The sequence below is a fragment of the Brevibacterium samyangense genome, assembly GCF_039529845.1.
Classification (GTDB): Bacteria; Actinomycetota; Actinomycetes; order Actinomycetales; family Brevibacteriaceae; genus Brevibacterium; species Brevibacterium samyangense.
Window position 1 is genome coordinate 2,061 of the sequence record NZ_BAAANO010000002.1, and the last position, 25,005, is coordinate 27,065.

At 69.0% G+C, this 25,005-nt stretch carries 21 protein-coding genes and 1 pseudogene; 4 read left to right on the forward strand and 18 right to left on the reverse strand.

The genetic code is table 11. From position 1 onward, the window contains the following. The 10 genes and pseudogenes from ABD172_RS15275 to ABD172_RS00340 form a co-directional block, all read right to left on the reverse strand. Positions 1-602: pseudogene (locus ABD172_RS15275) on the reverse strand (AMP-binding protein); the annotation flags it as partial. Positions 603-650: 48 nt separating this feature from the next. Beyond that, complete coding sequence (locus tag ABD172_RS00300) at positions 651-1,805, reverse strand: acyl-CoA dehydrogenase family protein (RefSeq protein WP_344305892.1); 1,155 nt, start codon at positions 1,803-1,805, stop codon at positions 651-653. Positions 1,806-1,840: 35 nt separating this feature from the next. Continuing rightward, positions 1,841-3,727: an acyclic terpene utilization AtuA family protein gene (locus tag ABD172_RS00305; RefSeq protein WP_344305893.1), complete on the reverse strand. Its 1,887-nt coding sequence runs from the start codon at positions 3,725-3,727 to the stop codon at positions 1,841-1,843. Between the two features lie 12 nt (positions 3,728-3,739). Next, positions 3,740-4,522, reverse strand: coding sequence for an enoyl-CoA hydratase/isomerase family protein (locus ABD172_RS00310; RefSeq protein WP_344305894.1), 783 nt, complete (start codon positions 4,520-4,522; stop codon positions 3,740-3,742). Beyond that, positions 4,519-6,642: an ATP-binding protein gene (locus ABD172_RS00315; RefSeq protein ID WP_344305896.1), complete on the reverse strand. Its 2,124-nt coding sequence runs from the start codon at positions 6,640-6,642 to the stop codon at positions 4,519-4,521. Before ABD172_RS00315 ends, ABD172_RS00310 begins: the two co-directional genes overlap by 4 nt. A 7-nt stretch (positions 6,643-6,649) precedes the next feature. Further along, positions 6,650-8,263 carry an acyl-CoA carboxylase subunit beta gene (locus ABD172_RS00320; protein WP_344305898.1) on the reverse strand — a complete coding sequence of 538 codons (1,614 nt, stop codon included), beginning with the start codon at positions 8,261-8,263 and terminating at the stop codon, positions 6,650-6,652. A 229-nt stretch (positions 8,264-8,492) separates the two neighbouring features. Next, positions 8,493-9,713 (reverse strand): allantoate amidohydrolase, encoded by a 1,221-nt coding sequence (locus ABD172_RS00325; protein WP_344305899.1) that lies wholly within the window; start codon positions 9,711-9,713, stop codon positions 8,493-8,495. An 82-nt stretch (positions 9,714-9,795) separates the two neighbouring features. Further along, a complete protein-coding gene (locus ABD172_RS00330; protein WP_344305900.1) occupies positions 9,796-10,383 on the reverse strand; it encodes a hypothetical protein in 588 nt (195 codons plus the stop codon). Between the two features lie 75 nt (positions 10,384-10,458). Then, positions 10,459-10,770 carry a putative quinol monooxygenase gene (locus tag ABD172_RS00335; protein ID WP_344305902.1) on the reverse strand — a complete coding sequence of 104 codons (312 nt, stop codon included), beginning with the start codon at positions 10,768-10,770 and terminating at the stop codon, positions 10,459-10,461. Between the two features lie 109 nt (positions 10,771-10,879). Continuing rightward, positions 10,880-11,503 carry a TIGR03086 family metal-binding protein gene (locus ABD172_RS00340; RefSeq protein WP_344305903.1) on the reverse strand — a complete coding sequence of 208 codons (624 nt, stop codon included), beginning with the start codon at positions 11,501-11,503 and terminating at the stop codon, positions 10,880-10,882. A 97-nt stretch (positions 11,504-11,600) separates the two neighbouring features. Here ABD172_RS00340 and ABD172_RS00345 point away from each other — a divergent pair, with 97 nt between their 5' ends. Next, a complete protein-coding gene (locus ABD172_RS00345) occupies positions 11,601-12,554 on the forward strand; it encodes a helix-turn-helix domain-containing protein (RefSeq protein ID WP_344305904.1) in 954 nt (317 codons plus the stop codon). 50 nt (positions 12,555-12,604) lie between these two features. Here the strand turns inward: ABD172_RS00345 and ABD172_RS00350 are convergent, their stop codons facing one another. Both ABD172_RS00350 and ABD172_RS00355 read right to left on the reverse strand, forming a co-directional pair. Next, the gene (locus ABD172_RS00350; RefSeq protein WP_344305905.1) at positions 12,605-13,144 is read right to left on the reverse strand and encodes a hypothetical protein; all 540 of its coding nucleotides are present in this window, start codon (positions 13,142-13,144) and stop codon (positions 12,605-12,607) included. A 217-nt stretch (positions 13,145-13,361) separates the two neighbouring features. After that, positions 13,362-13,943, reverse strand: coding sequence for a bactofilin family protein (locus tag ABD172_RS00355; RefSeq protein WP_344305906.1), 582 nt, complete (start codon positions 13,941-13,943; stop codon positions 13,362-13,364). A 262-nt stretch (positions 13,944-14,205) separates the two neighbouring features. Here ABD172_RS00355 and ABD172_RS00360 point away from each other — a divergent pair, with 262 nt between their 5' ends. The 3 genes from ABD172_RS00360 to ABD172_RS00370 all read left to right on the forward strand — a co-directional run bounded on the left by ABD172_RS00360 (position 14,206) and on the right by ABD172_RS00370 (position 16,866). Continuing rightward, positions 14,206-14,745, forward strand: coding sequence for a DUF1697 domain-containing protein (locus ABD172_RS00360; protein ID WP_344305907.1), 540 nt, complete (start codon positions 14,206-14,208; stop codon positions 14,743-14,745). Further along, complete coding sequence (locus ABD172_RS00365) at positions 14,742-15,278, forward strand: dihydrofolate reductase family protein (RefSeq protein ID WP_344305908.1); 537 nt, start codon at positions 14,742-14,744, stop codon at positions 15,276-15,278. The genes ABD172_RS00360 and ABD172_RS00365 overlap by 4 nt, the downstream gene beginning before the upstream one ends. Positions 15,279-15,471: 193 nt before the next feature. Next, positions 15,472-16,866: an ArgE/DapE family deacylase gene (locus ABD172_RS00370; protein ID WP_344305909.1), complete on the forward strand. Its 1,395-nt coding sequence runs from the start codon at positions 15,472-15,474 to the stop codon at positions 16,864-16,866. A gap of 177 nt (positions 16,867-17,043) precedes the next feature. Here ABD172_RS00370 and ABD172_RS00375 read toward each other — a convergent pair whose 3' ends face one another. Genes ABD172_RS00375 through ABD172_RS00400 form a run of 6 tightly spaced genes read right to left on the reverse strand, consistent with a single transcriptional unit; the run spans position 17,044 to position 24,961 of the window. Continuing rightward, positions 17,044-17,793: a GntR family transcriptional regulator gene (locus ABD172_RS00375; RefSeq protein ID WP_344305910.1), complete on the reverse strand. Its 750-nt coding sequence runs from the start codon at positions 17,791-17,793 to the stop codon at positions 17,044-17,046. Positions 17,794-17,818: 25 nt separating this feature from the next. Next, positions 17,819-19,504 carry a dipeptide ABC transporter ATP-binding protein gene (locus tag ABD172_RS00380; RefSeq protein WP_344305911.1) on the reverse strand — a complete coding sequence of 562 codons (1,686 nt, stop codon included), beginning with the start codon at positions 19,502-19,504 and terminating at the stop codon, positions 17,819-17,821. Between the two features lie 6 nt (positions 19,505-19,510). After that, positions 19,511-21,325 (reverse strand): gamma-glutamyltransferase family protein, encoded by a 1,815-nt coding sequence (locus ABD172_RS00385; protein ID WP_344305912.1) that lies wholly within the window; start codon positions 21,323-21,325, stop codon positions 19,511-19,513. Positions 21,326-21,330: 5 nt separating this feature from the next. Then, positions 21,331-22,323, reverse strand: a complete 993-nt coding sequence (locus ABD172_RS00390; RefSeq protein WP_344305913.1) for an ABC transporter permease — start codon at positions 22,321-22,323, stop codon at positions 21,331-21,333. Next, positions 22,323-23,282, reverse strand: a complete 960-nt coding sequence (locus ABD172_RS00395) for an ABC transporter permease (protein WP_344305914.1) — start codon at positions 23,280-23,282, stop codon at positions 22,323-22,325. The genes ABD172_RS00390 and ABD172_RS00395 overlap by 1 nt, the downstream gene beginning before the upstream one ends. Beyond that, positions 23,279-24,961 carry an ABC transporter substrate-binding protein gene (locus tag ABD172_RS00400; protein ID WP_344305915.1) on the reverse strand — a complete coding sequence of 561 codons (1,683 nt, stop codon included), beginning with the start codon at positions 24,959-24,961 and terminating at the stop codon, positions 23,279-23,281. Before ABD172_RS00400 ends, ABD172_RS00395 begins: the two co-directional genes overlap by 4 nt. Between the last annotated feature and the right edge of the window lie 44 nt (positions 24,962-25,005).

Here is a 25,005-nt window from a genome sequence, read left to right on the forward strand (position 1 = left end):
CCGGCTCCGCTCGCCACGAGCTCTGCGAACCCCAGCACCTGGCGGTCGGTGGGCACCGGCTGGGAGGCGAGGGCCGCCTCGGCGTCCCCGGACTGCGGACCGGAGATCACGACGACGTCGGTGACCGCGGGACAGTCCGCGAGCGGCGGGACGAAGAGGCCGGCGAGCTTCGCCTCGAAGACGATGCCGCGGGACTCGGAGTGGGTGAGGACGTGGACGATCTCGTGGCTGCGCCAGCCGAGGTTGAGCGGCACCGCGACGACGCCGATCTTCGCGCACGCGTAGTAGAGGACGAGGAACTCCGCGCAGTTCTCGGTGCCGATGGCGAGCGCATCGCCCCGGGTGTAGCCCCGCCCGAGGAGCGCGTGGGCGAAGGCGCTCACCTCGTCGTTGAACTGCCGGTACGTGAGGCTGCGGTCACCGTCGACGATCGCCGGGTGGTCGGGGAAGCGGTCGGCGGTGCGGGTGAGGCTGTCGCCGACGTTGATGCGGTGGATGAGATTGGAAACGAGGTCGTCGGTGAATGTGGGAGCCGGGCCCTTGCCGGTGGCGGGGCGGTCGGCGGAGGTGCTCCCGGGTGTGGTCCTGGGACCGAACGCCATTGTTCCTCCAGTGATGGGTGTTCTTCGGGTCGGATCAGTACGAACGGTTCAGTACGAACGGGGCAGCCCGAGCGAGTGCTGGGCGACGTAGTTGAGGATCATCTCCCGGTTGATGGGGGCGATCCGCAGGAGGCGGGCGAGGCCCCAGTAGGGCATGAGACCGAACTCGGTCGCGAGGCCGTTGCCGCCGTGCATCTGGATGGTGGCGTCGATCGCATGGAGCGCGGCCTCCGCCGCGGCGTACTTCGCCATGTTCGAGGCCTCGCCCGCGGGCTGACCGGCACTGTGGAGGCTCGCGGCCTTCTGCGTCATGAGGGCGGCGAGTTCGATCTCGACCTTCGCGGCGGCGAGCGGGTGCGCGACGCCCTGGTGCGCGCCGATCGGCTGGCCCCACACATTGCGCTCATTGCCGTAACGGGACGCCTTGTCGAGGGCGAACCGGCCGATACCCACACAGATCGCCGCACCCGTGATGCGCTCGGGGTTGAGGCCGTGGAACACCTGCTTGAGCCCGTCGCCCTCGGAACCGACGAGCGCACTCGCGGGGACCCGGACGTTGTCGAAGTGGAGGATGTACTGCCACTCGGGCAGGCCGATGGAGATCGGCAACGGCGTCTTCTCGAGACCGACGGCGTCCGTGTCGACGAGGAAGAGCGACAGCTGCGCCTTGCCCGTTGCCTCGTCGACGCCGGTGCGGGTGACGACGAGGAGCGCCCCGGCGACGTCCGTGCCGGAGATGAAGTGCTTCGTCCCGGTGAGGACCCAGTCGTCGCCGTCGCGGCGGGCGGTCGTCGAGATCTTGTGCGAGTTCGAGCCGGCGTCCGGTTCCGTGATCGCGAAGACGACCTTGTCGGTGCCGGCCGCCATGGGTGGCAGCCACCGCTGCTTCTGCTCCTCGGTGCCGTATGCGCTCAGCACCTCACCGGAGATCGCGGAGGACACGAGGGTGAGGAGGAGCGGGGTCCCGGCGGCTGCGGACTCCTCGCACACGAGGGCGAGTTCCTCCATCCCGGCACCGCCCCCGCCGTACTCCTCCGGGATGTTGATGCCGATGAAGCCGTACGTGCCGAGTGCCTCCCACACCTCCTCGGTGGGTTCGCGCTTCTCCGCGCGTTCGACGTAGTAGTCCTGGCCGAACTCGGAGCAGATGTTGCGGACGGCCTCACGGAGCGCGAGGTGTTCTTCGGGAGTCGTGAAATCCATGGGTTCTCATCCGTTCGGGAGAGGGTGGGTGTGGGTCAGTCGAGCAGCGACACCGGTACGTCGACGTACCGGGAGCGGATGTATTCGCCGATCGCCTTCGCCTGCGGGTCCTGCCGGGTCGAGGAGGCGACGCCCTCGCCCAGCACACCGCGGACGACGAAATTGAGCGCGTTGAGGTTCGGCAGTTCGTAGCGGTCGACGACGAGGGGTGCGGCCTCCGGCATGAGCTCCTGGAACCGCTCCGCCGTGATCGCCTCCGCGAGCCACGCGTACTCGCGCGGGGTGCGTGTGTAGAGGCCGATGTTCCCGTTACCGCCCTTGTCGCCGGAGCGTGCCGCGCAGATCGTGCCGAGCGGGACCCTGCGGGTCTCCTCACCTGCGAAGACACCGGCCGTGGCGCCTGAACCGGCCGAGGCGCCCCCGGCCTCTGCGGAGCCCGCGCCTCCCGAGCTGGCGGCACCCGCCGAGGCGCGTGTCACCTCGGCGGCCCCCGGCACCTCCCAGGTCCGATCCGCAGGATCGACCGGGAACGACCCGGTGCGCGCCGGGTGGTCGATGACCTGCACGGTGCCGTCGGGGAGGACGACGCGGTGCTCGACCGCGGAGGCGTCGACGAGGGTGGGCCAGTAGACGCCGTAGTTGCGGGCGTCGGCGGGCGGGTTCGCCGTGTAGAAGCCCGCGTACCCGCCGAGCATGAGCGCGGTGACGGCGCTCGAGAACCGGCGGCCGACCTTCGCCCTGTCCCGGTCCTTCACGGTGACGGTGAGGCGGGCGGTGGCGAGCACCTGGTCGGGTGCGTCCTCGCGGTCGGTGCGGTCGAGGCGGACGTCGACCTCCTGGAACTGCTCCCGGCCGCCGAGTTCGGCGAACAGCATGGTCTCCGCGCGGCGGGCCTTCTCCTCGATGTCGAGGCCGGTGACGAGCATCGTCGCGGTGTTCATGAACCCGCCGTCGAGGTTCATCGCGACCTTGAGCGTGGGCGGCGGGGGTGTACCACGGGTGCCGGAGAGCCGGACCCGGTCGGGGCCCTCCTGCGTGAGCTGCAGGGTGTCGAAGTGGGCGACGACGTCGGGGTTGCCGTACTCGGGTGTCGCCGTCTCGTAGAGGAGCTGGGCGGTGACCGTGCCGATGTTGACGACGCCGCCGGTGCCCGGGTGCTTCGTGATGACACTGCTGCCGTCGGCCTCGATCTCCGCGATCGGGAAGCCCGGGTACCGGTCGTCCGGGAGGTCCTGCCACCACGAGTAGTTGCCGCCGCAGGCCTGTGCGCCGCACTCGATGACGTGCCCGGCAGCGACGGAACCGGCGAGCGCATCGAGGTCCTCGGGCGTCCAGCCGTGCCACCATGCGGCGGGACCGGTGACGAGCGAGGCGTCGGTGATGCGCGGGGTGATGACGACATCGGCGCCGGCGGCCAGGCCGGCCGCGACCCCGAAACCGCCGAGGTACGCGTTCGCGGTGATCGGGTCCGTGGCCGAGGACGAGAGCGGCTTCCCGGTGTCCATGTGGGTGAACGGGACACCCTGCTCGCGCAGCGCGGGCAGACGCGGGATGAGGTCGTCGCCCTCGACGTGGGCGACCTTCGCCCCCAGGCCGAGGCGGTCCGAGATCTCCTGGATCCGGGCCGCCAGCCCGGCCGGGTCGAGTCCGCCGGCGTTGGAGACGACCTTGATGCCCTTGTCGATGCAGGTGCCGAGCACGTCCTCCATCTGCGTGAGGAACGTCGAGGCCCAGCCGCCGCCCTTCCCCTTGTTCCGGGACTTCCAGAGGATGAGCATCGTGAGTTCGGCGAGATAGTCCCCGGTGAGGACGTCAATGGGTCCGCCGTCCACCATCTCGCGGGCGGCGGAGAGGCGATCGCCGTAGAAGCCGGAGCAATTGGCGATGCGGATGGGTCTTGTGGGGTCGGGTGTGGTGGTCATGGTTCCTCCGGTTCAGCGTCCGCTCCAGCGCGGTGCACGTTTCTCCTTGAAGGACAGGGGTCCTTCCTGGGCGTCGTCGCTCAGGTAGACGGGTTCCCATATCTCCTCGGCGACCTCGAAGGCGCGTTCCCGCGGGTGCGAGGCCATCTCGTAGACCATCCGTTTGCCGGCGGCGACGGACAGCGGTGCGTTGCGGGCGATCGTCTCCGCGAGGTCCTGGACGTGACTCACGAGGTCCGAGGCGGGGACGACGTGGTTGACGAGGCCCACCTCCCGGCACCGTTCGGCTGGCAGGGGTGCGGCGGTGAGGAGGAACTCGAGTGCGATCCGCGGGGGCACGAGCCAGGGCAGGGGTGCCGCCCACGGGGCGCCTCGGCCGACCCGCGCCTCGGTGATGCCGAAGGTCGCGTGGTCGGCGGCGACGACGAGGTCCGCGCACTGGGCGAGAAGGAACCCGCCGGCGAGCGCGACGCCGTTCACCGCGGCGATGAGCGGTTTGCCGAGGTCCATCGTGCGGCCCGGTTGCGGGATCCAGTCGGGGGCCGGGACCTTCAGCGCGGTGTCGGACATCTCCTTGAGGTCACCGCCGGCGCAGAACGCCTTCTCCCCCGAACCGGTGAGGACGACGACCTTCGCGGTGTCGTCCGCGGCCGCGTGCTCGTAGGCGGCGCGGAGTCCCTCGCGGACCGCGTGATTGAGGGCGTTGCGGGCCTCGGGGCGTTCGATCGTGATCCACGCGGCGGGACCGCGGTTCTCGTAGGTGACGACGCCCTCGAAGGTGAGGAGTTCGGTCATGACGCGGTCTCCTGTCCTTCTGCCGCGGCGTCGGCCGGGTCCTCGACGACGATGAGCAGCTGCCCGTTGTCGACCGCGGTGCCCACGGACACGGGGAGGTCGACGACGGTGCCGTCGGCGCTCGCCCGGATCGCGTGTTCCATCTTCATCGCCTCCATGACGAGGAGGACGTCGCCCTTCGTCACCTGCGCCCCGATCTCGGTCTCGACGCGGACGACGGTGCCGGGCATGGGTGCGGTGAGGGATCCGGCGCGGACGTGGGCACTCGGATCGGGGAACCGCGGGACCTCCGTGAGGAGGACCGATTCCTCGGGCAGGTCCACGACGACGCGTCCCGGTTCCGGCTTGAGGGTCTGTGTTGCCGGGCGGACGGTCGTGCGGATGCGGCGGCGCACCCCGTCGACGAGGAGGTCGACAACGGCCTCGTTCCCGGCGACGTCCGTGACCGCGAGGAGCCGGGCGTCGACGGGTTCGCCGTCGACCCGGAACAGCGGGGACCGGCCGAAGGAGTACTCGACCTCGATCTCCCGGCCGTCCGCGGTGGCGTACGACCGGCTCTGCGGCAGGGACGGGTTGCTGCGGAAACCGCTCGGGATCGTCGCGAGGGCGCGCGCCTGCGCGCGGGACGCGTGCGCGGCGGCGAGCGCCGCCGTGAGGGCCGCGAGTCGGATCCGCTCCTCGGGCACGGAGCCGAGGAGCGCCTCGGGCGTGTGTTGCTCGAGGTAGTGGGTGCTGATCTCGCCGCGCCCGTACGCCTCCTCCTCGAGGATCGCGACGAGGAGGGCGCGGTTCGTCGCGATGCCGTGGATGCGGCTGCGGCGCAGGGCCTGCGCGAGGCGCGCGGTCGCCTCGGCGCGGTTCTCGCCGGAGGCGATGACCTTGGCGATCATCGGGTCGTAGTGCGGGGAGATGAGGTCCCCGGCGGCGACGCCGGTGTCGACGCGGATGCCCGGGAGGCCCGGGATCTCGAAGGTGTGGAGGGTGCCCGCCTGCGGGAGGAATCCGTTGGCGGGGTCCTCGGCGTAGAGGCGCGCTTCGACCGCATGGCCGCGCAGCGGCGCTCCCGAGGCGAGGGCGGCGGGCAGGGGCGCGCCCTCCGCGACCTCGACCTGGAGGCGCACGAGGTCGAGTCCGGTGACGAGTTCCGTCACCGGGTGCTCCACCTGGAGGCGCGTGTTCACCTCGAGGAAGAAGAACCGGCCGTCCGGGCCGAGGAGGAACTCGACGGTGCCGGCGCCCACGTAGTCGAGGGCGGCTCCGGCGAGGACCGCGGCCTCGCCCATCCGGGCGCGGAGGTCCGCATCGAGCGCGACCGAGGGGGACTCCTCGAGAATCTTCTGGTGGCGGCGCTGGATCGAGCACTCGCGTTCGTTGAGGTGGACGACCGTGCCGTGGGTGTCGCCGAAGATCTGGATCTCGACGTGCCGGGGGTCATCGACGTAGTGCTCGAGGAACACGGTGTCGTTGCCGAACGCGGCACCGGCCTCACGGCGGGCGGAGGCGATCGCCTCGAGGAGTTCGTCCGGGTCGCGGACGACGCGCATGCCGCGGCCGCCTCCGCCGTGGCTCGCCTTCACGAGGACGGGCCAGCCGATGGCGTCGGCGATGCCCGGGATGTCCGCCTCGGGGACCCCCGTGAGGTCCTTGCCGGGGAGGACCGGGACGCCGGCGTTCTCCATGAGTTCGCGGGCGGCGAGTTTCGACCCCATGAGTTCGATCGCGCGGACCCCGGGGCCGATGAACGCGATGCCGGCCTCGGCGCAGGCGCGGGCGAAGTCGGGGTTCTCGGAGAGGAATCCGTAACCCGGGTGGATCGCATCGGCACCGGTGCGGAGGGCCGCCTCGATGACGAGGTCGCCCCCCAGGTAGGACTCCGCGGGGGTCGACCCACCGAGGGGCACGGACTCGTCGGCCTCGAGGACGAAGAGGGACTGCGCGTCGTCGTCCGAGTACACCGCGACGGTCGCGATGCCGAGGTCGCGGCAGGTGCGGAAGACACGGCGGGCGATCTCTCCGCGGTTGGCCACGAGGATCTTGCGGATCGGGGTGGTGGAACGCGGTGCCGTGGTGTCGGTGGGGTTCGGGCTGATGGTGTTCGGGCTGGTGGTGGAAGTAGTCATGTGCGCCTCACATCCTGAAGACGCCGTAGCCACGGGTGCCGGCGATGTCGTTGGAATGGATGAGGGACAGGGCGATGCCGAGGACGGATCGGGTGTCCCGGGGGTCGATGATCCCGTCGTCGAAGCCCTGACCGCTCATGGTGAGCGCGCGCTGTTCGGCCTCGACGCGGGCCTCGGTCTCCGCGCGTTGCCGGGCGTCCGCCTCCTCGTCGAAGGGACGGCCCGCTCCTTCCGCGGAGGCCTTCGCGACGATCGAGAGGACGCCAGCGAGCTGTTCGGGGCCCATGATCGCGGTCTTCGAGCTCGGCCAGGAGAAGAGGAAGCGGGGGTCGTAGGAACGACCGGACATGCCGTAGTTGCCGGCGCCGTAGGACGCACCGATGTTGAGGGTGATGTGCGGGACCTTGCTGTTCGTCACGGCGTTCACGAGTTTCGAGCCGTCCTTGACGATGCCGGCCTGCTCGTACTCGGTGCCGACCATGAACCCGGTCGTGTTCTGCAGGAAGAGGATCGGGATGTCCGACTGGTTGCACTTGAGGATGAACTCGGCTCCCTTGCGGGCCTCCTCGTTGAAGAGGACGCCGCGGGCGTTCGCGATCACGCCGATCGGGTACCCGTGGATGGAACCCCAGCCGGTGACGAGCGCGGTGCCGTAGAGCGGCTTGTGCTCCTCGAACCGGGAACCGTCGAGCACACGGGCGAGCACCTCGCGCGGATCGAAGGGGACCTTGAGGTCGACCGAGGCGATGTCGAGGAGTTCGTCCTCGTCGTACAGCGGGGGTTCGGCGAGACCGGTGGGTCCGAGTTCGGTGGGGCCGGGGCCCTTCTTTTCCCAGTGGAGGTGTTCGACGATGTCGCGGCCGAGGGAGATCGCCTCGAGTTCGTCGCGGGCGAGGTAGTCGGCCAGGCCCGTCTTCCGCGCGTGCATGTCGCCGCCGCCGAGGCTCTCGTCGTCCGCGATCTCGCCGGTCGCCATCTTCACGAGGGGCGGGCCGCCGAGGAACACCTTCGCGCCGTTCTGGACGAAGACGTTGTAGTCGGACATGCCGGGGACGTAGGCGCCGCCGGCGGTCGAGTTGCCGAACACGAGGGAGATCGTCGGGATGCCCTTCGCGGACAGGGCGCTGAGATCGTGGAAGAGGCGGCCGGCGGGGATGAAGAGCTCGACCTGTTTGCGCAGGTCGGCACCGCCGGACTCGACGAGGTTGATGACCGGGAGGCGGTTCTCCTCGGCGATCTTCATGGCCCGCAGCACCTTCTGCCACGTGTACGGGTTCATGGTGCCGCCCTTGACCGTCGGGTCGTGGGCGGTGATGACGCACTCGACGCCATTCACCACGCCGGCGCCGGTGATGACTCCCGCGCCCACGAGGTATTCGGTGCCCCAGGCGTAGACGGAGCCGAACTCGAGGAACGGGGAGTCGCGGTCGAGGAGGAGTTCGACGCGTTCGCGGGCGAGGAGTTTGCCGCGCTTCCGGTGGCGGGCGACGTACTTGTCACCCCCTCCGGCGTTCGCCTTCGCCTCCTCGGCGCGGAGTTCGGTGAGGAGTTCCTCATGGCCGGCGCGATTCTTCTGCGCCTGGTCGGAACTCGGATCGAGCGTGCTCTGCAGGACGTGCATGCGTGACCTCGTTCGGGTGGGCTGCGGCAAAAGTGCTCCTTTGCACCTCCGCTTAGTGATTCGCCGTTCACTACGGTCCACCCGTTCCGGGCACAAGTCAAGGGCCTAGTGAACATCGATTCACTAGGCCCTCGAGGAGGTTCTTCGAGCAGGGCGAGTTGTCGGCTCGAGGTGACGGTCGCTGCAGGGCGCCGGTCACTGCAGGGCGCCGGTCATTGCGCCGCGTCGGTCACTTCACCGTGAGCTCCGCAGTGAGCACGTCGGCGAGCGCGATGGCACCGAAGTCCGCATCCGCGTCCTCGGCGTACTCCTCCGGGGAGTGGGAGATCCCGGAGGGGTTGCGGACGAAGAGCATGCCAGTCGGGAGGTCCTTGGCGAGAATGCCGGCATCGTGGCCGGCACCGGACGGCAGGACGGGCGCCTCGGGAAGGACGGCCTGCATGCGAGAGGTGAGGTCGGAGTCAAAGTAGAGCGTGGGCTTGCCGGAGCCCTCGAGGGTGAAGGTGCAGCCCTCCTCGGCGGCGGCGGCTTCTCCGGCAGCACGGATCGCCTCGATGATGCCGTCGACGACGTCCTTCTCAGGGTGCCGGCAGTCGAGGGTCATGTCGACGTGGCTGGGGATGACGTTGACGCCACCGGGGTGCGCGAGGAGGCGGCCGACGGTGGCGACGCCGCCGTCCGTGGCGGCGGCCGCATCACGGACAGCCCGGACGACGGAGGCGGCAGCAACCATGGGGTCGCGGCGGAGGGAGAGCGGGGTGGCACCGGCGTGGTTGCCCTCACCCTCGACGCGCATGGTCCAGCGGCCCGAGGCGATGATCGATTCGGCGAGCGCGACGGGCTGCCCGAGGTCGATGAGGCCCCGGCCCTGTTCGACGTGGAGCTCGATGAAGGAGCCCATGAGGCCGATCATCTCCTCGTCACGCCCGAAGCGGGTGGGGTCGTAGCCGTTGGCCTTCGCGGCCTCGGCGAAGGTGATGCCGTCGAGGTCCTTGAGGTTCATGGTGGCGGCGATGTCGGCGGTGCCGTTGATGAGCTTGGATCCCAGGCAGGCCTGGCCGAAGCGCGAGCCCTCCTCCTCCGGGAACACGGCGATGACGAAGGGGCGGGCACCCGGTGCCGTGAAGTCGACTCCGCGTTCCTTCATGACGTCGTAGGCGGCGAGCGCCGAGGCGACCCCGAGCGGTCCGTCGAAGTTGCCGCCGCCGGGCACGGAGTCGAGGTGCGAGCCCGTGACGAGGGCGTTCGGTCCGGGCGTGCCGGCCCAGGCCCACATGATGCCGTTCTGGTCGGTGTGGACGTCGAGGCCGCGGGCCTGCGCCTCACCGGTGAACCATTCGCGGAGGGTGAGTTCGGCGTCGCTCCAGATGGGGCGGTAGTAGCCGCCGGACGCCGGTTCGCGGCCGATGTCCTTGATGGCGTTGAGCATCGAGGTCACGGTTGCTGCCATGGGGATCTCCTGGGGTGCGAGAAGTGCTCAGTACTGTGAGCGTCACCCTATCCCTCCGATATTTCGGACATGGGGGTGCGGGTCACCGGGCAGTGGCCGACGGGCAGCGGCGGGCAGTGGCGGGCTTCGCCAACGGTTTCGACCAGAACGACCGATTCGATTGCCGTTTCGCGAATCGGCAATTCTTTCGATCGCCCTCGGCAAATCCGTTGCCGTCTCCCCGCCGGGCCCGACCGGGAGTCAGGGGGTCGGGGTCAACGCGGGGCTCTATACCCGAGACCCGCAACTCCTCGACCGCAAATCTCTCCCGGAGCGGCGTGAAGACGGCCACCGGGTTGCCTCCGGCACGGAGCAGGACACGCGTGCCCGCACCGCCGGGGATGCGCACTCCCGTGAGCACGAGGATCTCGTCGATATCCGCACGCCGCACGACCCGCCGCGGCCGGAGCACGTACCGCAGCACGACTCGATCACGGTCGACGTGCGACTCGGCGAAGATCGGGAGGACGACCAATGCCGACCCGAGGAACAGCGCTCCGACGACTCCGATCGCGAGGATCGTGGCGGATCCGTCCCATCCTGCACCGAAGCCGCAGAAACCGAGGACTGCACAGACGATCGTGACGATTGCGGTCACGATGAGGAACACCCGTCCGGCCACGATCGACACGGCCCACATCCTAGGCAGTGTCCGCAGCCACGGTCCGGACGACGTCCGACGTGGCTGCGCGACACCCCTCACATATCAGACGAGTTGCCCCTTCGCAGGATCCCCCGAGGGAGCCGGACGGAGCATGGTGAGGACCGCCTCGCCCTCGAGGAAGGGGGTGCCGGCCTCCTTCGCGGCTTTGATCGCGTCACCGGCGGCGTGCGCGGCGAGCGCCTCTTTCGACGCCCACGACTCGATGAGGACGACCTTGTCCTTCGTGCTGTGGAAGGCGTACTTCTCGCAGCCCTCCTCCGCGTGGACCTGCGGTGCGACGGCGGTGAGTGCGGCGAGGAGCTCGTCCTTCTTGCCCTCCTTGGGCGTGTACTCGACGTGGATGACGATCGACATGAGGGGATTCCTTTCGTGCGCCTCGACAATGAGGCGCGAGCTCGGCAGGTGAAATCAGAGTGATGCACCTCACGTTACTGCCGACCGGGCTCGCGCCTTGGAACAACACTCAAGGAGTCCAGTGCGGATCACGTCCGGAGAGACCGAGGAGTCGATCGAGGACCGGCGAGTCCGCAGGTACGTCGACTGCGGGAGCGAAAGGCCTACCGGGGCCCTGGAAGTCCGGGGTGAGCATGGCAGGGGCGAAGTCGAGCGAGGCAAGAAGACCGTCCTCGGCCGGTGCCCACGGTCGGCCCGTGGCCACCGCGAGGTCCCAACCGTGCATCTGGTACTCCCAGAGGATCATCGACAGGGCCATGTCACCGGGCAGGGACGCCTCTCCGATGAACAACGGGCGGGTCGCCGCCTCGGGGAGGACATTCGTGAGGCGGCCGGCAGCCGTCCTGACCTGCTCGGCGCCGGTGCCCTCGACCGTGACGACATCGAAGTCCGAACACCGTCCGTTCGGGGACGAGAAACCATCGGCGAAGGCGGTGAGCCACCCGACGACGTGACGCCGGAGCGTGGCGGTGTCGTACTCGGTGCACGGAGTCGGATCGGTGTCGGCGGAACCGGGGATCGTCTCGAGGAGGTCGGCCAGATCTCCGAGTACGGCGTCGAGCCGGTGCGCGGTGATCGTCGATGCCTCGGACTGCTGTCGGACTGACTGATGCGGGGCTGGGTTCGTATCCATGGCTTCACGTTAGGGAAGCGGAACCCGGTCACGATTGAAGATTCGCGACATGTACGGACCGTGGTCGGAGCCCCACCGTTCCACTACCTTGGTGAACGTGTCCGCCTTCGACGACACCCGCGGGATCCTCTCACCGGCCGAGATGCGACGGCATGTCGACTTCCGGCGATTCGCTGCGCCCGCCGAGTTCGACGGTCTGCTCGACTTCTGCTGGTCGGTGGAGTGGTCGTTCGCCTCGGAGCCGGCCGAGCAACCGCGGCTCCCGGACGGGGAAGCCACCTCGCCACCGGAGAGGGCGCCTCTTTTCCACCGGCAGAGGGTCGTCTCACGTCCCGCGGTGAACATCAGCGTCGGTGTTGCACCGCCTCCGGACGTCGACGTCCCGGGACCCCATCCTCTGCGCGCCGTCGTCAATGGAGTGACGACGAAGGTACAGTCGCGATTCCTGTCCGGCACCGGGTGGAACCTCGCCGCCAAGACCACCACCGGTGGCTTCGGTGCGTGGGTCGATCGGGTCGGGGACCTCAACGATCGTGTCGTGCCGATCCACGAGGTCCTCGGCATCGAAGTCGAATCGCTGCCCCACCGAATCGCCGAAATACGAGCAGAGGTGGGAAGCGGCGCGCAGAGCAGAAGCGTGATGCTCTCCACATGCTGTTCCGTCCTCGTGGATGCACTCGGGCGGGCCCTCGAGCGCGCCGATCCGAGACGGGTCCCGATTGCACGGGAGGTCTCACGGATCGCGGACATCGCCGAACACGACCGGTCGGTCCGACGTGTGGACGAACTCGCTACGATCGCCGGCGTGACGCCTCGGACGCTGCAGAGACAGTTCGCCTCCTTCGCCGGCGTGAGCCCGACCTGGGTGATCCGGCGGTACCGGCTCCTCGATGCGGCCGAACTCGCCCGCGACGGTGCCGAGGTCGACTGGTCCGCAGTCGCAGCGGAACTCGGCTATGCCGACCAGTCCCATCTGATCCGCGAGTTCACCGCCGCCATCGGCCGGAGCCCAGCCGCTTACCTCCGCGACCAGCGCGCAATGCGCCGGTGACGATGGCCGAGGACCACAAGAGTTCAGACGGTCCCCGTGAGGAACGGGCGTTACACGATCTCGGGCTCGAACTCGCCCGGTGCGTAGTACGAGTACAAGTCAAAGGGATAGAGGCACACCGACGTCCCGGTGTCGCGCAGCGACAGCGGGTCGTCCCCGCGCAGACGATCCGCGAGTCCATCGGAGGCGAACCACTCCTCACCGTCGGACCAGAAGACCCCGGTGGCGAACGTGACGAGTGTGTCTCCGACGGGCATCGCAAGGAGGGGGTCGTCGTCATCCGTGCCGACCACGAGAGCCCGCATGTCCTCGGGCAGGCCACGGTAGAGATCCAACTGAGCGTCACCGTCGCCGGCGGAGTACAGGTTCATCGGCGAGTCATGGTCGACGAGAAGCACGAGTCTCCTTCCGTCCTCGTGGAAGAACCAGACAGCGGCGTCACCTCCGCCGTTGTCCCACGCGCAGCGAAGCCACGGGCCGTCCTCACGCGGTTCGAGGCGCACCGCCCGTGAGACGGTGGTCGCCCTCTCCCGGAGCTCCGCCTGAGAACGACCGGAGAAGAGATCATTGACGCGGGAGGGGTCGAACATGCGAGTTCCTTTCGTAGCCGTGTCGCTGGTGGACGCGACGACTCGCGACCGGCTCAATGCTATGCAGCCGCAGCCCCGGCGTTCGTACAGACGCTGTCGCGACCTCGCCACCACGTCCGTCGCCGAGGCGCCCTGCTCGTCATCGAGCAGGGCGCCTCGGCGACCGGGTTCGGGTCGACCCCGCAAGGACCGGCGGAACGCTGGCTCCTGGGCGGAATCAGCGGCGGATGACCCTGCCGGCGCCGGACTCCTCGATGTCGCCCGAGACCCGCGAGCCGGAGTACCTGTAGATATTGCCCGTGTGCTTCTCGATGGCGTTGCCGTCGACGCGTGCACTGCCGTACAGGTAGATGTGGTCGTAGCCTTCTTCTTCGACGTTCCCGTTGACCCGGGCATTGATGAGCGCGCTGCCGTTGCCCTTCTCGATCACGTTCCCGTCCACAGTGGCGCTGCCCTGGACGGTGGCGTTCCCGGTGTCGTATTCCTCGACGTTTCCTTCGACAGTGGCGTATCCGCGCACGGTGACGCCTCCTCCGGAGCTCTCGACGACATTGCCTTCGACGTAGCCACGGTTCTCGACGATGACGTTGCCGCTGCCGGTCTGTCGGACATTGCCCTTCACCGTGCCACGAAGGACGACAGTCCCATTGCGAACGGTGAGATCGCCGTCGATGGTCCGGCCGGCACTGAGGGTGTAGTTCCCGTTTCGTACCACGTCATCGGCGTGGGCGACGGCGGGTGTGAGTGTGAGGGCGAAAGCGGCGACTGCGGCGCCTGCGATCGCAGTACGGATCTTCATGATGACTCCTCGATTCCATGTCAGATGGAGCGCCTGACGCCGCCGCTGTGCGGCGACGCGTCGGATGGTGTGGAGCAAGGGCGGGAAGCCTGGGAATCCCGGGTGTCCAGGAGGTGACCCGTGACAATGTCGCAGAACTCTATGAGCCTGGTATGTGGAATTTCTCATCCGGCTCTCATGAAGGACGCTCGCGAGGACCTCGCGGCGGTGGCCTTCGCACTCCGCCGTTGACCACCGGACGCCGGTCGCCGACGATGAACCCATGACACGGTGGGTAGCACTCCTCCGCGGAGTGAACGTCGGTGGGGTCGCCGTCAGGAGCGCCGACCTCGCGGCACTCTTCCGCGAGCAGGGCTTCGGACAGGTGAAGACCGTCCTCGCGACGGGCAACGTCGTCTTCGACGCGGACACCGAGCCCGCCACCGCAGAAGCCACGGCCCTCAAATCCCTCATCGAGACCGCTCTCTCCGAGCGCTTCGGCTACGACGCGTGGATCGTTCTCGTCCCCCAGCAGGACATCGCCCGGCGCGCCTCGGCGTACCCGTTCGAACTCGACGATGCGCGGCAGCCCTACATCCTGTTCGGATCCGACGACGCCGTACTCGACGAACTGTTCGACGCCGCGCAGGCGCTCGGGTCCCCCGAGGACCGGATCGCCCGCGGAGACGGCGTCCTCTACTGGAGCCTCCCGAAGGGACGCAGCACGGACACGCCGGTCGCCAAGCTCGTGGCGAAGGCGAAGTACCGCAGCACCACGACCAACCGGAACCTCCGCACCGTCGAGAGGATCGCCTCCGCATGACCCGCTACCGCTACTTCACCGCCACCACCCTCGACGGCTTCCTCGCCGACGAGTCGGACTCCCTCGCATGGCTGTTCAAGCAGCACATCGACGAGGACGGCCCGGGCAACACCACCGCCTTCCTCACCGAGGTCGGGGCGCAGGTCATGGGCGCGTCGACCTATACCTGGGTACTCGAGCACGAGCCCACGTGGCTGCCGGAGATGCCCACTTTCGTCTTCACGCACCGCGACCTGGAACGCGCGAACGAGTACGTCTCCCTCGTCTCGGGGCCACCCACGGCGCATCGTGAGGCGTTCGAAGCCGCGGCCGGCGACCGTGACGTGTGGGTGATGGGCGGAGGCGGTCTCGCGGCGGAGTTCGCCTCGGCCGGAATGCTCCACGAGGTGGCTGTGTCGATCGCACCCGTGACACTCGGGGCGGGCAAGCCGCTGCTCGGCGGTGCCTTCGACCTCGCACTCCAGGAGTGCGACCGCAACGGCGACTTCGTCGTCGCCCGCTACGACGTCATCGGCCCGCTACGGAATCCCTGAAGCGGACCCCACGAACGCGGCCTCGGCAATAATCCCCACCGACCGCCCGTCTTTTTCACACAGGGTCTTGAAGGGGCGCTCCTCGCGGGGAAGTGTGGAGCCCGAGGCGCCACCCACCTCCCCATCCCCGGCGCCTCGGCCTTCCCCACGCTCCGACCTCAACGCTCCGAGTCCCTTCATCGAAAGCGAACCCATGAGCAGCGTCCCGAATACCGAATCCCCGGCCGCCCCGTCGGCCGGATCCCCGACCCTCACCCTCACCGACGCCCAACGACAGGCGATATTCGACGCCGTCGACGCCGCCTTCGACGAACAGCTCGCGTTCACGAAGCGCCTCGTCGACACCCCGTCCCTCCGTGAACACGAAGCGGCCGCGCAGGACCTCATCGAGGAGGCCCTCACCGCCCGCGGCATGGACGTGGACCGCTGGCTCATGGACCCGGCCGAGCTAGGCGCCCACCCCGGTGCCGGGTCCACCGACCGGGACTACTCCGAGGCGTACTGCGTCGTCGGCACGTACGAACCGGGCGCCTCGGCGACAGGGACCACCCCCGCCGAGGCGCCGGCCGGCACCGCAGGCACGGCACCCGCCGGCCGCAGCCTCATCCTCAACGGCCACATCGACGTCGTGCCTATCGGCGCGCTCGAGGAGTGGAAGCACGACCCCTTCGACGCGTACATCGAGGACGGATGGATGTACGGCCGGGGTGCCGGCGACATGAAGGCCGGAATGGTGGCCCTCCTCCATGCGTACGACGCGGTGTTCGCCGCCGGGCTCAAGCCCGCCGGGCGCATCCACATCCAGTCGGTTCCCGAGGAGGAGAGCACGGGCAACGGCGCACTCGCGACGATCCTCCGCGGCTACCTCGCGGATGCGGTGCTCATCGGCGAACCCCACTTCGGGAAGATCAATCGCGCGCAGATCGGCCTCATGTGGGTGAAGGTGCGACTCACCGGGAAAGCAGCCCACGCCTCGATCATGAAGGAGGGCTTCAACGCGATCGACGCCACCTACGCGATGATCAGCGACTTCCGGAAGCTCGAGGTCGAGTGGAACATCCGCGCGAAGGAGCACCCGCTCTACGCCGAACAGGACCACCCCATCAACTTCAACGTCGGGACCATCCGCGGCGGCGACTGGCCCTCCTCGGTGCCCGACTGGTGCGAGATGGCCGTGCGCACCGCGGTCCCGGTCGGGATGCCGGTCGAGGACGCGTGGCAGGAGATCCGTGCACGCGTCGAACTCGCGGTGAAGGAGAACCCTGGGCTCGAGGGTGCGACGGCGACCGTCGAGCGTGTCGGTTACTACGCGAACCCCTACGAACTCCCCGAGGGATCGCCGCAGGAAGTGCTCCTCAAGGAGGTGTTCCGCTCCGTCACCGGCAGCGAGATCGTCGACAAGGGCGCGACCGGGTACACGGACGCCCGCAAGTACGGCGAGTACCTCGGGATTCCGACGTTCTGCCTCGGCGCACTCGCGGAGCACGCGCACGCGCCGGGCGAACGCGTCGACGTCGACTCGATCCGCGCGACGACGAAGGTCATGGCGCTGTTCATCGCCGAGTGGTGCGGGGTGACGGAGGGGTGAAGCGCTCCGCAGCGTTGCGTTTCACGTGAAACGCGGTGCTGCGGAGCACGAGTGCAACTGACCTGTCAGGAGCGCAACTGCGCCGTCAGCAGTGCGATTTGGCACGAAACCAGCGGCTGAAATCGTGCCAATGTGCTCTGTTGATCAGCGACTTCGACGGGAACGGCATAAGCCCCGCTACTCCCCCACTCGACCCACGTGCTCAAAATACGAATCCCGCGACTTCCCCACGTGCGCCTCGACGAGGGACGCGGCACGGTCGGCCTGGCCGGCGTCGATCGCGGCGATGATGTCGCGGTGCTCGCCCCACGCCCCGATCCCGCGGTTGACGAGGTTGAGCGCGTACAACCACCGGATCTTCCCCGCGATCTGCCGCAGCAGCCCGGCGAGCGAGACCGACCCCGACAACTCCGCGATCGCATCGTGGAAGTCCGAGTTGAGCTCCGCGAGCCCCTCGACCTCACCCGAGGCGATGAGTGCATCCCCGTCGTCGAGGATCCGCGAGATCACGGCGCGCGTCCCCCACCATTCCGGGTCCGGCTGCCCCGATTCCGACTGCGCCGCCGCCCGCAACGCGGCGCGCCGGGCCATCGCCCCCTCGAGGAAGATCCGCACCGCGAACAGGTCCTCGGCGTCGTCGACCGGCGGCTCGACGACCGTCGCCCCCGCATAGGGCTTCGACTCGACGAGCCCCTCCGCCTCGAGCGCCTTGAGACATTCGCGCACGGGGATCCGCGAGACCGCGTACCGCCGGGCCAGTCCGTTCTCCGCGAGCTTCGTTCCCGCCGGCAACCGCCCGGCGAGGATGTCCCGGCGCACGAGGCGCACCAGGGTCGCCGAGGCGCCCTCGCCCGGCCGCGCCACGTCACCGAGCGACACGACGGGCTCCGCCGCCCCGTCCCGCGACTCGTCCGGCACCGACACCACAGGCCCCTCCACTCCACTCACGGCCTCATGCACCGAGCAGTTCCTTCCCCGGTACGGCCGCGATGAGGTCCTGCGTGTACTCGGCCGCGGGATGTTCGATCACCTGCTGCACGGTACCGGTCTCCACGACGCGGCCCTTCCGCATGACGACGACGTCGTGCGCGAAGTCGGCAACGACGGAGAGGTCGTGCGTGATGAAGAGGCAGCTCACACCGAGTTCGCTCTGGAGGTCCTCGAGGAGCCGGAGGATCTGGTCCTGGACGAGCACGTCGAGCGCGGAGACCGCCTCGTCGCACACGAGGAGCTGCGGTTTCGAGGCGAGCGCCCGCGCGATCGCGACACGCTGTCGCTGACCACCGGAGAGTTCGCCCGGATGCCGTTCGGCCACCGAGGCCGGGAGCGCCACCTGATCGAGGAGTTCCGTCACCCGCGCCGCACGTTCGGCGCGCGTCCCCACCCCGAACACGTCGAGGGGCTCCCGGATGATCCGGTCGATCGACCACGTCGGATTGAGCGAGGAATAGGGGTCCTGGAACACCGGCTGGGTGAACTGCCTGAGCAGTCGTCGTTCGGCCCGGGTCCGCGCCTCGCTCGGCTGCCCACCGATGAGCACGGTGCCGCTCGTCGCCTTCTCGAGGCCCAGGCAGATCTTCGCCACGGTCGACTTCCCGGACCCCGACTCTCCGATGATCGCGGTCGTCCGGCCCTCGAACGCCACGAAACTCACGTCGTCGACGGCCCTGAGCACACCCCGCTGCCCGCGCAACGGGTACTCCTTCACGAGGTTCCGCACCTCGAGGACGACCTCCGGCGAAGCAGCACCGGCGCCACCACCGGCCACTCCGGAACCGGCACCTCCGCTGCCCACACTCGCCGCACCCGAGGCGCCACCACCGGCACCCCCGGCCCGCGCCTCGGGCCCGGCCTCCTTCACCACGAGGCTCGGCGCCGCCGCGATGAGCGCCTTCGTGTACGGGTGCTGCGGGTTCCCGAGCACGTCCTTCGGTGCGCCGCGTTCGACGACGACACCGTTCTCCATCACGAGGATCGTGTCCGTCCGGTCGGCGGCGACCCCGAGGTCGTGCGTGATGAAGAGCAGCGAGGTCCCCCGGTTCTCCACGAGCGTCTGCAGGTGGTCGAGGATCTGCTTCTGGACGGTGACGTCGAGCGCCGAGGTCGGCTCGTCCGCGATGATGAGGTCCGGTTCCCCGGCGAGCGCGATCGCGATGAGGATGCGCTGGCGCATCCCGCCGGAGAACTCGTGCGGGAACTGCTTGCGGCGCCGGTCCGCCTCGGGGATCCCCGCCTCGGTCATGAGGGCGACGACCCGCTCGGTGATCCGCTCCTTCGGGACGACCCCGTAGGTGCGCAACGCATCGGCGATCTGATCGCCCACCCGCATGGTCGGATTGAGGTTCGACATGGGGTCCTGCGGGACGAGGGCGATGGCCCGCCCGCGCAGGGTCCGGTAGAGCGCCTCGTCGGCTCCGGCGAGTTCCGTTCCGCGGTACTTCACGGACCCCTGCGTCACCCGCCCGCTGCCTGCGAACAGGCCCATGACGGCGGCGATGGTGGTGGACTTGCCGGAGCCGGACTGGCCGACGATCGCGAGGCGCTCCCCGGGGGCGAGCCGGAACGTCACGTCGCTCAGGACGGGGCGGTCGTAGCTCACCTCGAGGCCGGAGACCTCGAGTACGTATTCATCGGCCATGACGATTCACCTTCCTGCTGCGTATCCCTGATTGCCGCGCGGATTGGCGGCGGCTGTGAGAAGTCCGGTCTCCGGGTCACGGGTGACGCACGAGATGCGGCCGAGTGCCCAGTCACCGGCACGGGTGACGACGTGTCCGCGTGCCTCGAGTCCGGAGATGACGTCCTCGCCGAGGCGGTCCTCGACGACGGCACCACCGGGCGTCCACGTGCGCGGCCAGAAGGAACCGGGCATCGAGGTCGTGTGGAACGCGGGCGCGTCGATCGCCTGCTGCGGCTCGTACCCGCCGACGAGGATCCGGAGGATCGCGAGGAGCTGCCACTGGTCCTGCTGGTCACCGCCGGGAGTGCCGATCGCGATGACCGGCTGCCCGTCCTTGAGAATGAGCGTCGGGGTGAGCGTGGTGCGGGGGCGCTTGCCGGGCTCGAGGTGCGAGGGGCTGTCCTTGTCGAGCCAGTTCATCTGGAGCCGGGTCCCGAGGGGGAATCCGATCTCCGGGATCACCGGGGAGGACTGCAGCCAGCCGCCGGAGGGGGTCGCGGAGATCATGTTGCCCCAGCGGTCGACGACGTCGATGTGGCACGTGTCGCCCTTGACCTCGCCGTCCTTGGAGACCGTCGGCTCGCCCACACCCATGCGGTTCAGCACCTCGGGGGTCTGCGCGTCCACCGGGAGTTCGGAGGAGAGCATCGGCAGGACGGGGTTCGGAACCCCCGGGAGCGTGCCGGGACGGAACTCGTGCGAAGCGGTGTCCCCGATGAGCGCGCGACGCTCGGCCGCGTAGTCGTCCGAGAGCAGGTACTCGAGGTCGACGTGCTCGTCACCGTAGTAGGTGTCGCGGTCGGCGAGCGCGAGCTTGAGCGCCTCGAGGATGCGGTGGGCACCGCCCTCGGTGCTCGGATCGAGTTCCTCGTCGCTGAAGCCCTCGAGGATCTTGAGCGTCTGGAGGAGCGCCGGGCCCTGACCCCACGCCTTCGTCTTCGCGATCGTGAAACCGCGGAACTCGATGGTGGCGGCGTCCTCGAACGAGGACTCGAATCCGGCGAAGTCCGCCGCGGTGATGACGCCCGCGTAATCGCCACCGTTCGAGTGGCGGTGCGGCGCGGTGACGAACGCGGCGATCGACTGCGCGACCTTCCCGGTGCGCCACTCCTCACGCGCAGCAGCGACCCGCTCGGCCCGCGTCTCCTTGCCCTCACCTGCGGCGACGAGCCCCTTGAGCACCTCGGCGTACGCGGGGTTCTTCATCACCTGGTGCGGCTGCGGCACCTCTCCCCCGGGCATCCACAGCTGGGCGGAGGTCGGCCAGTGCTCGGTGAACAGGTCCTTCACCATGCCGATGGTCTTCGCCACGCGCGGCACGATCGCGTGCCCGTTCTCCGCGTAGCCGATCGCGAACTCGAGGACGTCCGCGAGCTCCCACGTGCCGTGCTCCTCGAGGAGCTTGAGCCAGGCGTCGACGGCGGCGGGAATCGCGGCGGCGAGCGCACCGGAACCGGGGACGAGCTGCAGACCGAGGCCCGTGTAGTGGTCGATCGTCGCACCCGCCGGTGCCGGTCCCTGTCCCATCATGACGACGGGCTTCGCGGGCTCCTCGGCGGTCGCGAACACACCCGTCATGTCACCGCCGGGACCGTTGAGGTGCGGTTCGACGACGTGGAGGACGAAGGCCCCGGCGACCGCGGCGTCGAAGGCGTTGCCGCCGCGTTCGAGCACGGCCTGCGCCGAGGCGGTCGCGAGCCAGTGCGTCGACGCACTCATGCCGAACGTGCCTTCGAGGGTGGGTCGGGTGGTGAATTCGCTGGGAGCCGTGAAGCTCATGGGGATCAGCCTTTCCGGGTACTCGGGTCGAGGGCGTCCCGCAGCGCATCGCCGAACATGTTGAACGCCAGGCAGATGACGAGGATTGCGAGACCGGGCCACACCGCGCCTTCGGGTGCCCGGTAAATGTACCCCTGGGTGTCCGAGAGCATGATCCCGAGGGACGGGTTCGGCGGCTGGATCCCGAGCCCGAGGAAGGACAGCGTCGCCTCACCGAGCACGGCACCGGGAAGGATGACCGTCGCCTGGACGATGATCGCCGAGGCCGCGTTCGGCATGATGTGCAGCAGCAGGATCCGCCACAGCGGCGCGTCCGTCGCCTTCGCCGCCATGACGAAGTCGAGTTCCTTGATCCGCAGCGTCTCACCGCGGACCACCCGGATCATCGTCGGGACGGCGGCGATGCCGAGCGCGATCGCGGCGTTCTGCAGCGAGGCCCCGTTGATCGCGGTGAAACCGACCGCGAGGACGAGGAACGGGAACGCGAGCGCGACGTCGTTGAGCCGGGAGATCACCGCGTCTGCCGGCCGCCAGTACCCGGCGAGCAGCCCGAGCGGCACCCCGACGACGACCGCGAGGAGCACCGCGAGCAATCCCACCTGCAGCGATGCCCGGACCCCGAACACGAGGCGGGAGAACACGTCACGCCCGAGGTCGTCCGTCCCGAGGAGGAACCCCTCGGTGAACGGCACCTGGAACGGCAGCCGGAAGTTCACCTGCGCATAGGGGTGCGGGGCGATGACCGGCGCGAGGACCGCGACGAGGACGACGAGGAGCACGAGCACGGTGCCGATCGCCCCGGAGGGGCTGCCGAGGAGACTCCGCAGGAACGCCCGGACCCGGCCGGGCCCCGCCAGCAGCCCGGCGAGAAGGCCGGGTCGGGCCGCCGAGGTGCTGGACGCCTCGGCGGTGGTGGGCGCGGTGCCGGGCGCGGTGCCGAGCTCTGCGGAGCCGGAGGTGGAGGTGGTGGTGCCGGTCGTGGTCTCGGGAGCGGACATCAGGCCATTCCTTCCATGCGGATCCGCGGGTTCACGACGGAGTAGAGGACGTCGACCGCGAGGTTGATGACGATGTAGGCGACGGTGACGACGAGGACGACCGCCTGGATGACCGGATAGTCGCGATTGAACACCGCGTCGAGGGTCATCTGGCCGATCCCCGGGAGCGCGAAGATGCGTTCGGTGACGACCGCCCCGGAGATGAGCCCGCCGAGCTGCAGACCGACGATGGTGACGAGGACGATGAGCGAGTTCCGCAGTCCGTACCGCAGGAGCACCCGGGCGCGGGAGAGGCCCTTCGCACGGGCGGTGCGGACGTAGTCGGTGCCCATCGTCTCGATCATCGAGGCGCGGGTCTGCCGGGCGATGACCGCGGCGAGGCCCGTGCCGAGCACGATCGCCGGGAGCGTGAGGTAGTAGAGCGCCCGCAGCGGGTTCTCCGAGAACTCGACGTACCCGGAGGCGGGGAACAGTCCGAAGGTGACGGCGAGGACGACGATCGCGAGGATGCCGAACCAGAAGTTCGGGATCGACAGGCCGAGGAGGGCGAGGGCGTTCGCGAATGACTCGGGCCATTTGCCGCGGTACCGCTCGGCGACGAGGCCGAGGACGACGCCGATGACGACCGCGATGACGACCGAGTAGACGGTGAGCCAGATCGTCACCGGGAGCGCGGTCGTGAGCATCGAGAGGACCGAGGCGCCGGTCGCGTAGGAGTCGCCGAGGTCGAGGGTGAAGACGTCCCCGAGGAAGCCGAAGAACTGGACGACGAGCGGCTGGTCGAGGCCCAGCTCCGCCCGGACCGCCTCGATCTGTTCCTGCGTGGCCTCCTCTCCGGCGGCCATGAGCGCCGGGTCGCCGGGAAGGGCCCGGATCCCGAGGAAGATGAGAACCGCCGCGAGGACGAAGGTGATGGCCGCCTGGCCGAGTTTGACGAGCACGAAACGCAGCATGGTCATTCCTCTTCCTCCACGAAGGCCGCGTGGGACAGGTGGACGACGCCGTCGGCGTAGACCTGGATACCGCTCACGTCCGAGGTGTGCGCGGTGAGGGAGCGGGTGCGGTAGAGGTAGATGATCGGGTTGATCTCCTGCATCCGCTCGACGACGTCCGCGTAGCGATCGGCGCGGGTGGGGACGTCGGTGACGGCGGCGGCGGAGTCGAGGAGGTCCGAGAGTTCCTGGTCGGCCAGACCCACCCGGTTCGTCGCCGAGTCCTGGTGCACGTAGTTGTAGACGTTGTTGTGCGGGTCGACGCGGCCGGACCACCCGAACTGGGCGACCTCGTAGTTCCCGACCTCCTGGTCCGCGAGCATCGTCGTGTACTCGGTCGGGACGAGGTTGATGCGGAAGCCGGCGGGTTCGACGGAGGCCTGGAGCGCCTCGGCGTAGCGGATGGACCCCGCGGTGTTCGAGACCTTCATGTCGATCTCGAACGGCAGTTCGACACCCGTCTCCTCCATGAGGGCACGGGCCGCCTCCGGGTCGTACTCGGGGCACTTCGTGTTCTCCGGCGTCGCGAAGTACGAGGCGGGAGGCACCGGGGTGCACGCGGCCTCGTTCCAGCCGTTCGTCAGGGAGTTCACGAGCGTCTCCCGGTCGATCGCCATCGAGAGGGCCTCGCGGATCCGTGGCTCCGTCGCGAGCGGGGTGTCGAAGGGTTCGATCTCCCCGTTCCGGTTGCCCATGTTCACGTAGAGGGCCTGGTACCCGAAGGATCCGACCTGGAGCGTCTCGATCCCGTCCTCCTGCTTGAGCGCATCGAAGTCGTTCGAGCTCAGGGTGTCCGCGACCTGGATGTCGCCGGAGCGGAGGTTCGCGGCGCGCGTGTTCCCGTCGCTCATGATCCGGTAGACGATCCGGTCGAGGTGGATGTTCTCCGCGTCGTAGTAGAGGGGATCGCGTTCGACCGTGATCGAGGTCTGCGGGATGCGCTGGACGAACTTGAACGGCCCGACGCACGTGGGGTTCGTGAAGAAGTCGTCACCGAGTTCCGCGATCGCCTTCGGACTGAGGATCATGCCGGCCCGGTCCGCGAGCGAGGCGGTGAACGGGGCGAAGGTCTCCTCGAAGTCCACCCGCACCGTGTGGTCGTCGACCGCCTCCATACCGGTGATGGGGCCGAGTTCGCCGGCCCGACCCGACTCCGGGTGATTGAGGTGACGGTCGAGGGTGGTGAGGACCGCCTCGGCGTCGAAGGGTTCCCCGTCGGCGAAGACGACGCCCTCGCGCAGCGGAATGGTGGCGGATTTCCCGTCGGCGGACCAGGTGGGGAGCGCGGTCGCGAGCTGGGGGACGATCTCGCCCTCGCCGTCGATGTCGTAGAGCTTCTGGCAGATCGTCTGCATGACGTACCGCGTGTAGAGCGAGCCCGAGGTCGTGGGATCGAGCGCGTCCGGCTCCGAGGAGAGCCCCATCGTGAGGGTGCCGCCCTCGACGATCCGGTCCGGGTCCTCGGGGAGGACCGATTCCACGATGTTCGTGCGATCACCGGGGGATTCGAGCGGCTGCACGGGGATGCAGCCGGCGACGGCAAGGAGCACCGCTCCCCCGAGGGCGAGGGGCAGGAGCGCCGGACGGAGTCGACGCCGTCGGGACCGGAACTGCTCGGCGTGGGCATGCCGGGAGCGGGAACGCACAAGAACCTCCTGTGATACACATCACTCGGATCGGGTTCTTATAT

Coding starts and splice junctions, on each gene's coding strand:
- ABD172_RS00370 (WP_344305909.1), top strand. CDS start 15,472: ATGAGCAGCGTCCCGAATACCGAATCCCCGGCCGCCCCGTCGGCCGGA.
- ABD172_RS00340 (WP_344305903.1), bottom strand. CDS start 11,503: ATGGATACGAACCCAGCCCCGCATCAGTCAGTCCGACAGCAGTCCGAG.
- ABD172_RS00395 (WP_344305914.1), bottom strand. CDS start 23,282: ATGACCATGCTGCGTTTCGTGCTCGTCAAACTCGGCCAGGCGGCCATC.
- ABD172_RS00385 (WP_344305912.1), bottom strand. CDS start 21,325: ATGAGCTTCACGGCTCCCAGCGAATTCACCACCCGACCCACCCTCGAA.
- ABD172_RS00355 (WP_344305906.1), bottom strand. CDS start 13,943: ATGAAGATCCGTACTGCGATCGCAGGCGCCGCAGTCGCCGCTTTCGCC.
- ABD172_RS00350 (WP_344305905.1), bottom strand. CDS start 13,144: ATGTTCGACCCCTCCCGCGTCAATGATCTCTTCTCCGGTCGTTCTCAG.
- ABD172_RS00390 (WP_344305913.1), bottom strand. CDS start 22,323: ATGTCCGCTCCCGAGACCACGACCGGCACCACCACCTCCACCTCCGGC.
- ABD172_RS00325 (WP_344305899.1), bottom strand. CDS start 9,713: ATGGCAGCAACCGTGACCTCGATGCTCAACGCCATCAAGGACATCGGC.
- ABD172_RS00380 (WP_344305911.1), bottom strand. CDS start 19,504: ATGGCCGATGAATACGTACTCGAGGTCTCCGGCCTCGAGGTGAGCTAC.
- ABD172_RS00305 (WP_344305893.1), bottom strand. CDS start 3,727: ATGACCACCACACCCGACCCCACAAGACCCATCCGCATCGCCAATTGC.
- ABD172_RS00365 (WP_344305908.1), top strand. CDS start 14,742: ATGACCCGCTACCGCTACTTCACCGCCACCACCCTCGACGGCTTCCTC.
- ABD172_RS00315 (WP_344305896.1), bottom strand. CDS start 6,642: ATGACTACTTCCACCACCAGCCCGAACACCATCAGCCCGAACCCCACC.
- ABD172_RS00300 (WP_344305892.1), bottom strand. CDS start 1,805: ATGGATTTCACGACTCCCGAAGAACACCTCGCGCTCCGTGAGGCCGTC.
- ABD172_RS00335 (WP_344305902.1), bottom strand. CDS start 10,770: ATGTCGATCGTCATCCACGTCGAGTACACGCCCAAGGAGGGCAAGAAG.
- ABD172_RS00360 (WP_344305907.1), top strand. CDS start 14,206: ATGACACGGTGGGTAGCACTCCTCCGCGGAGTGAACGTCGGTGGGGTC.
- ABD172_RS00310 (WP_344305894.1), bottom strand. CDS start 4,522: ATGACCGAACTCCTCACCTTCGAGGGCGTCGTCACCTACGAGAACCGC.
- ABD172_RS00320 (WP_344305898.1), bottom strand. CDS start 8,263: ATGCACGTCCTGCAGAGCACGCTCGATCCGAGTTCCGACCAGGCGCAG.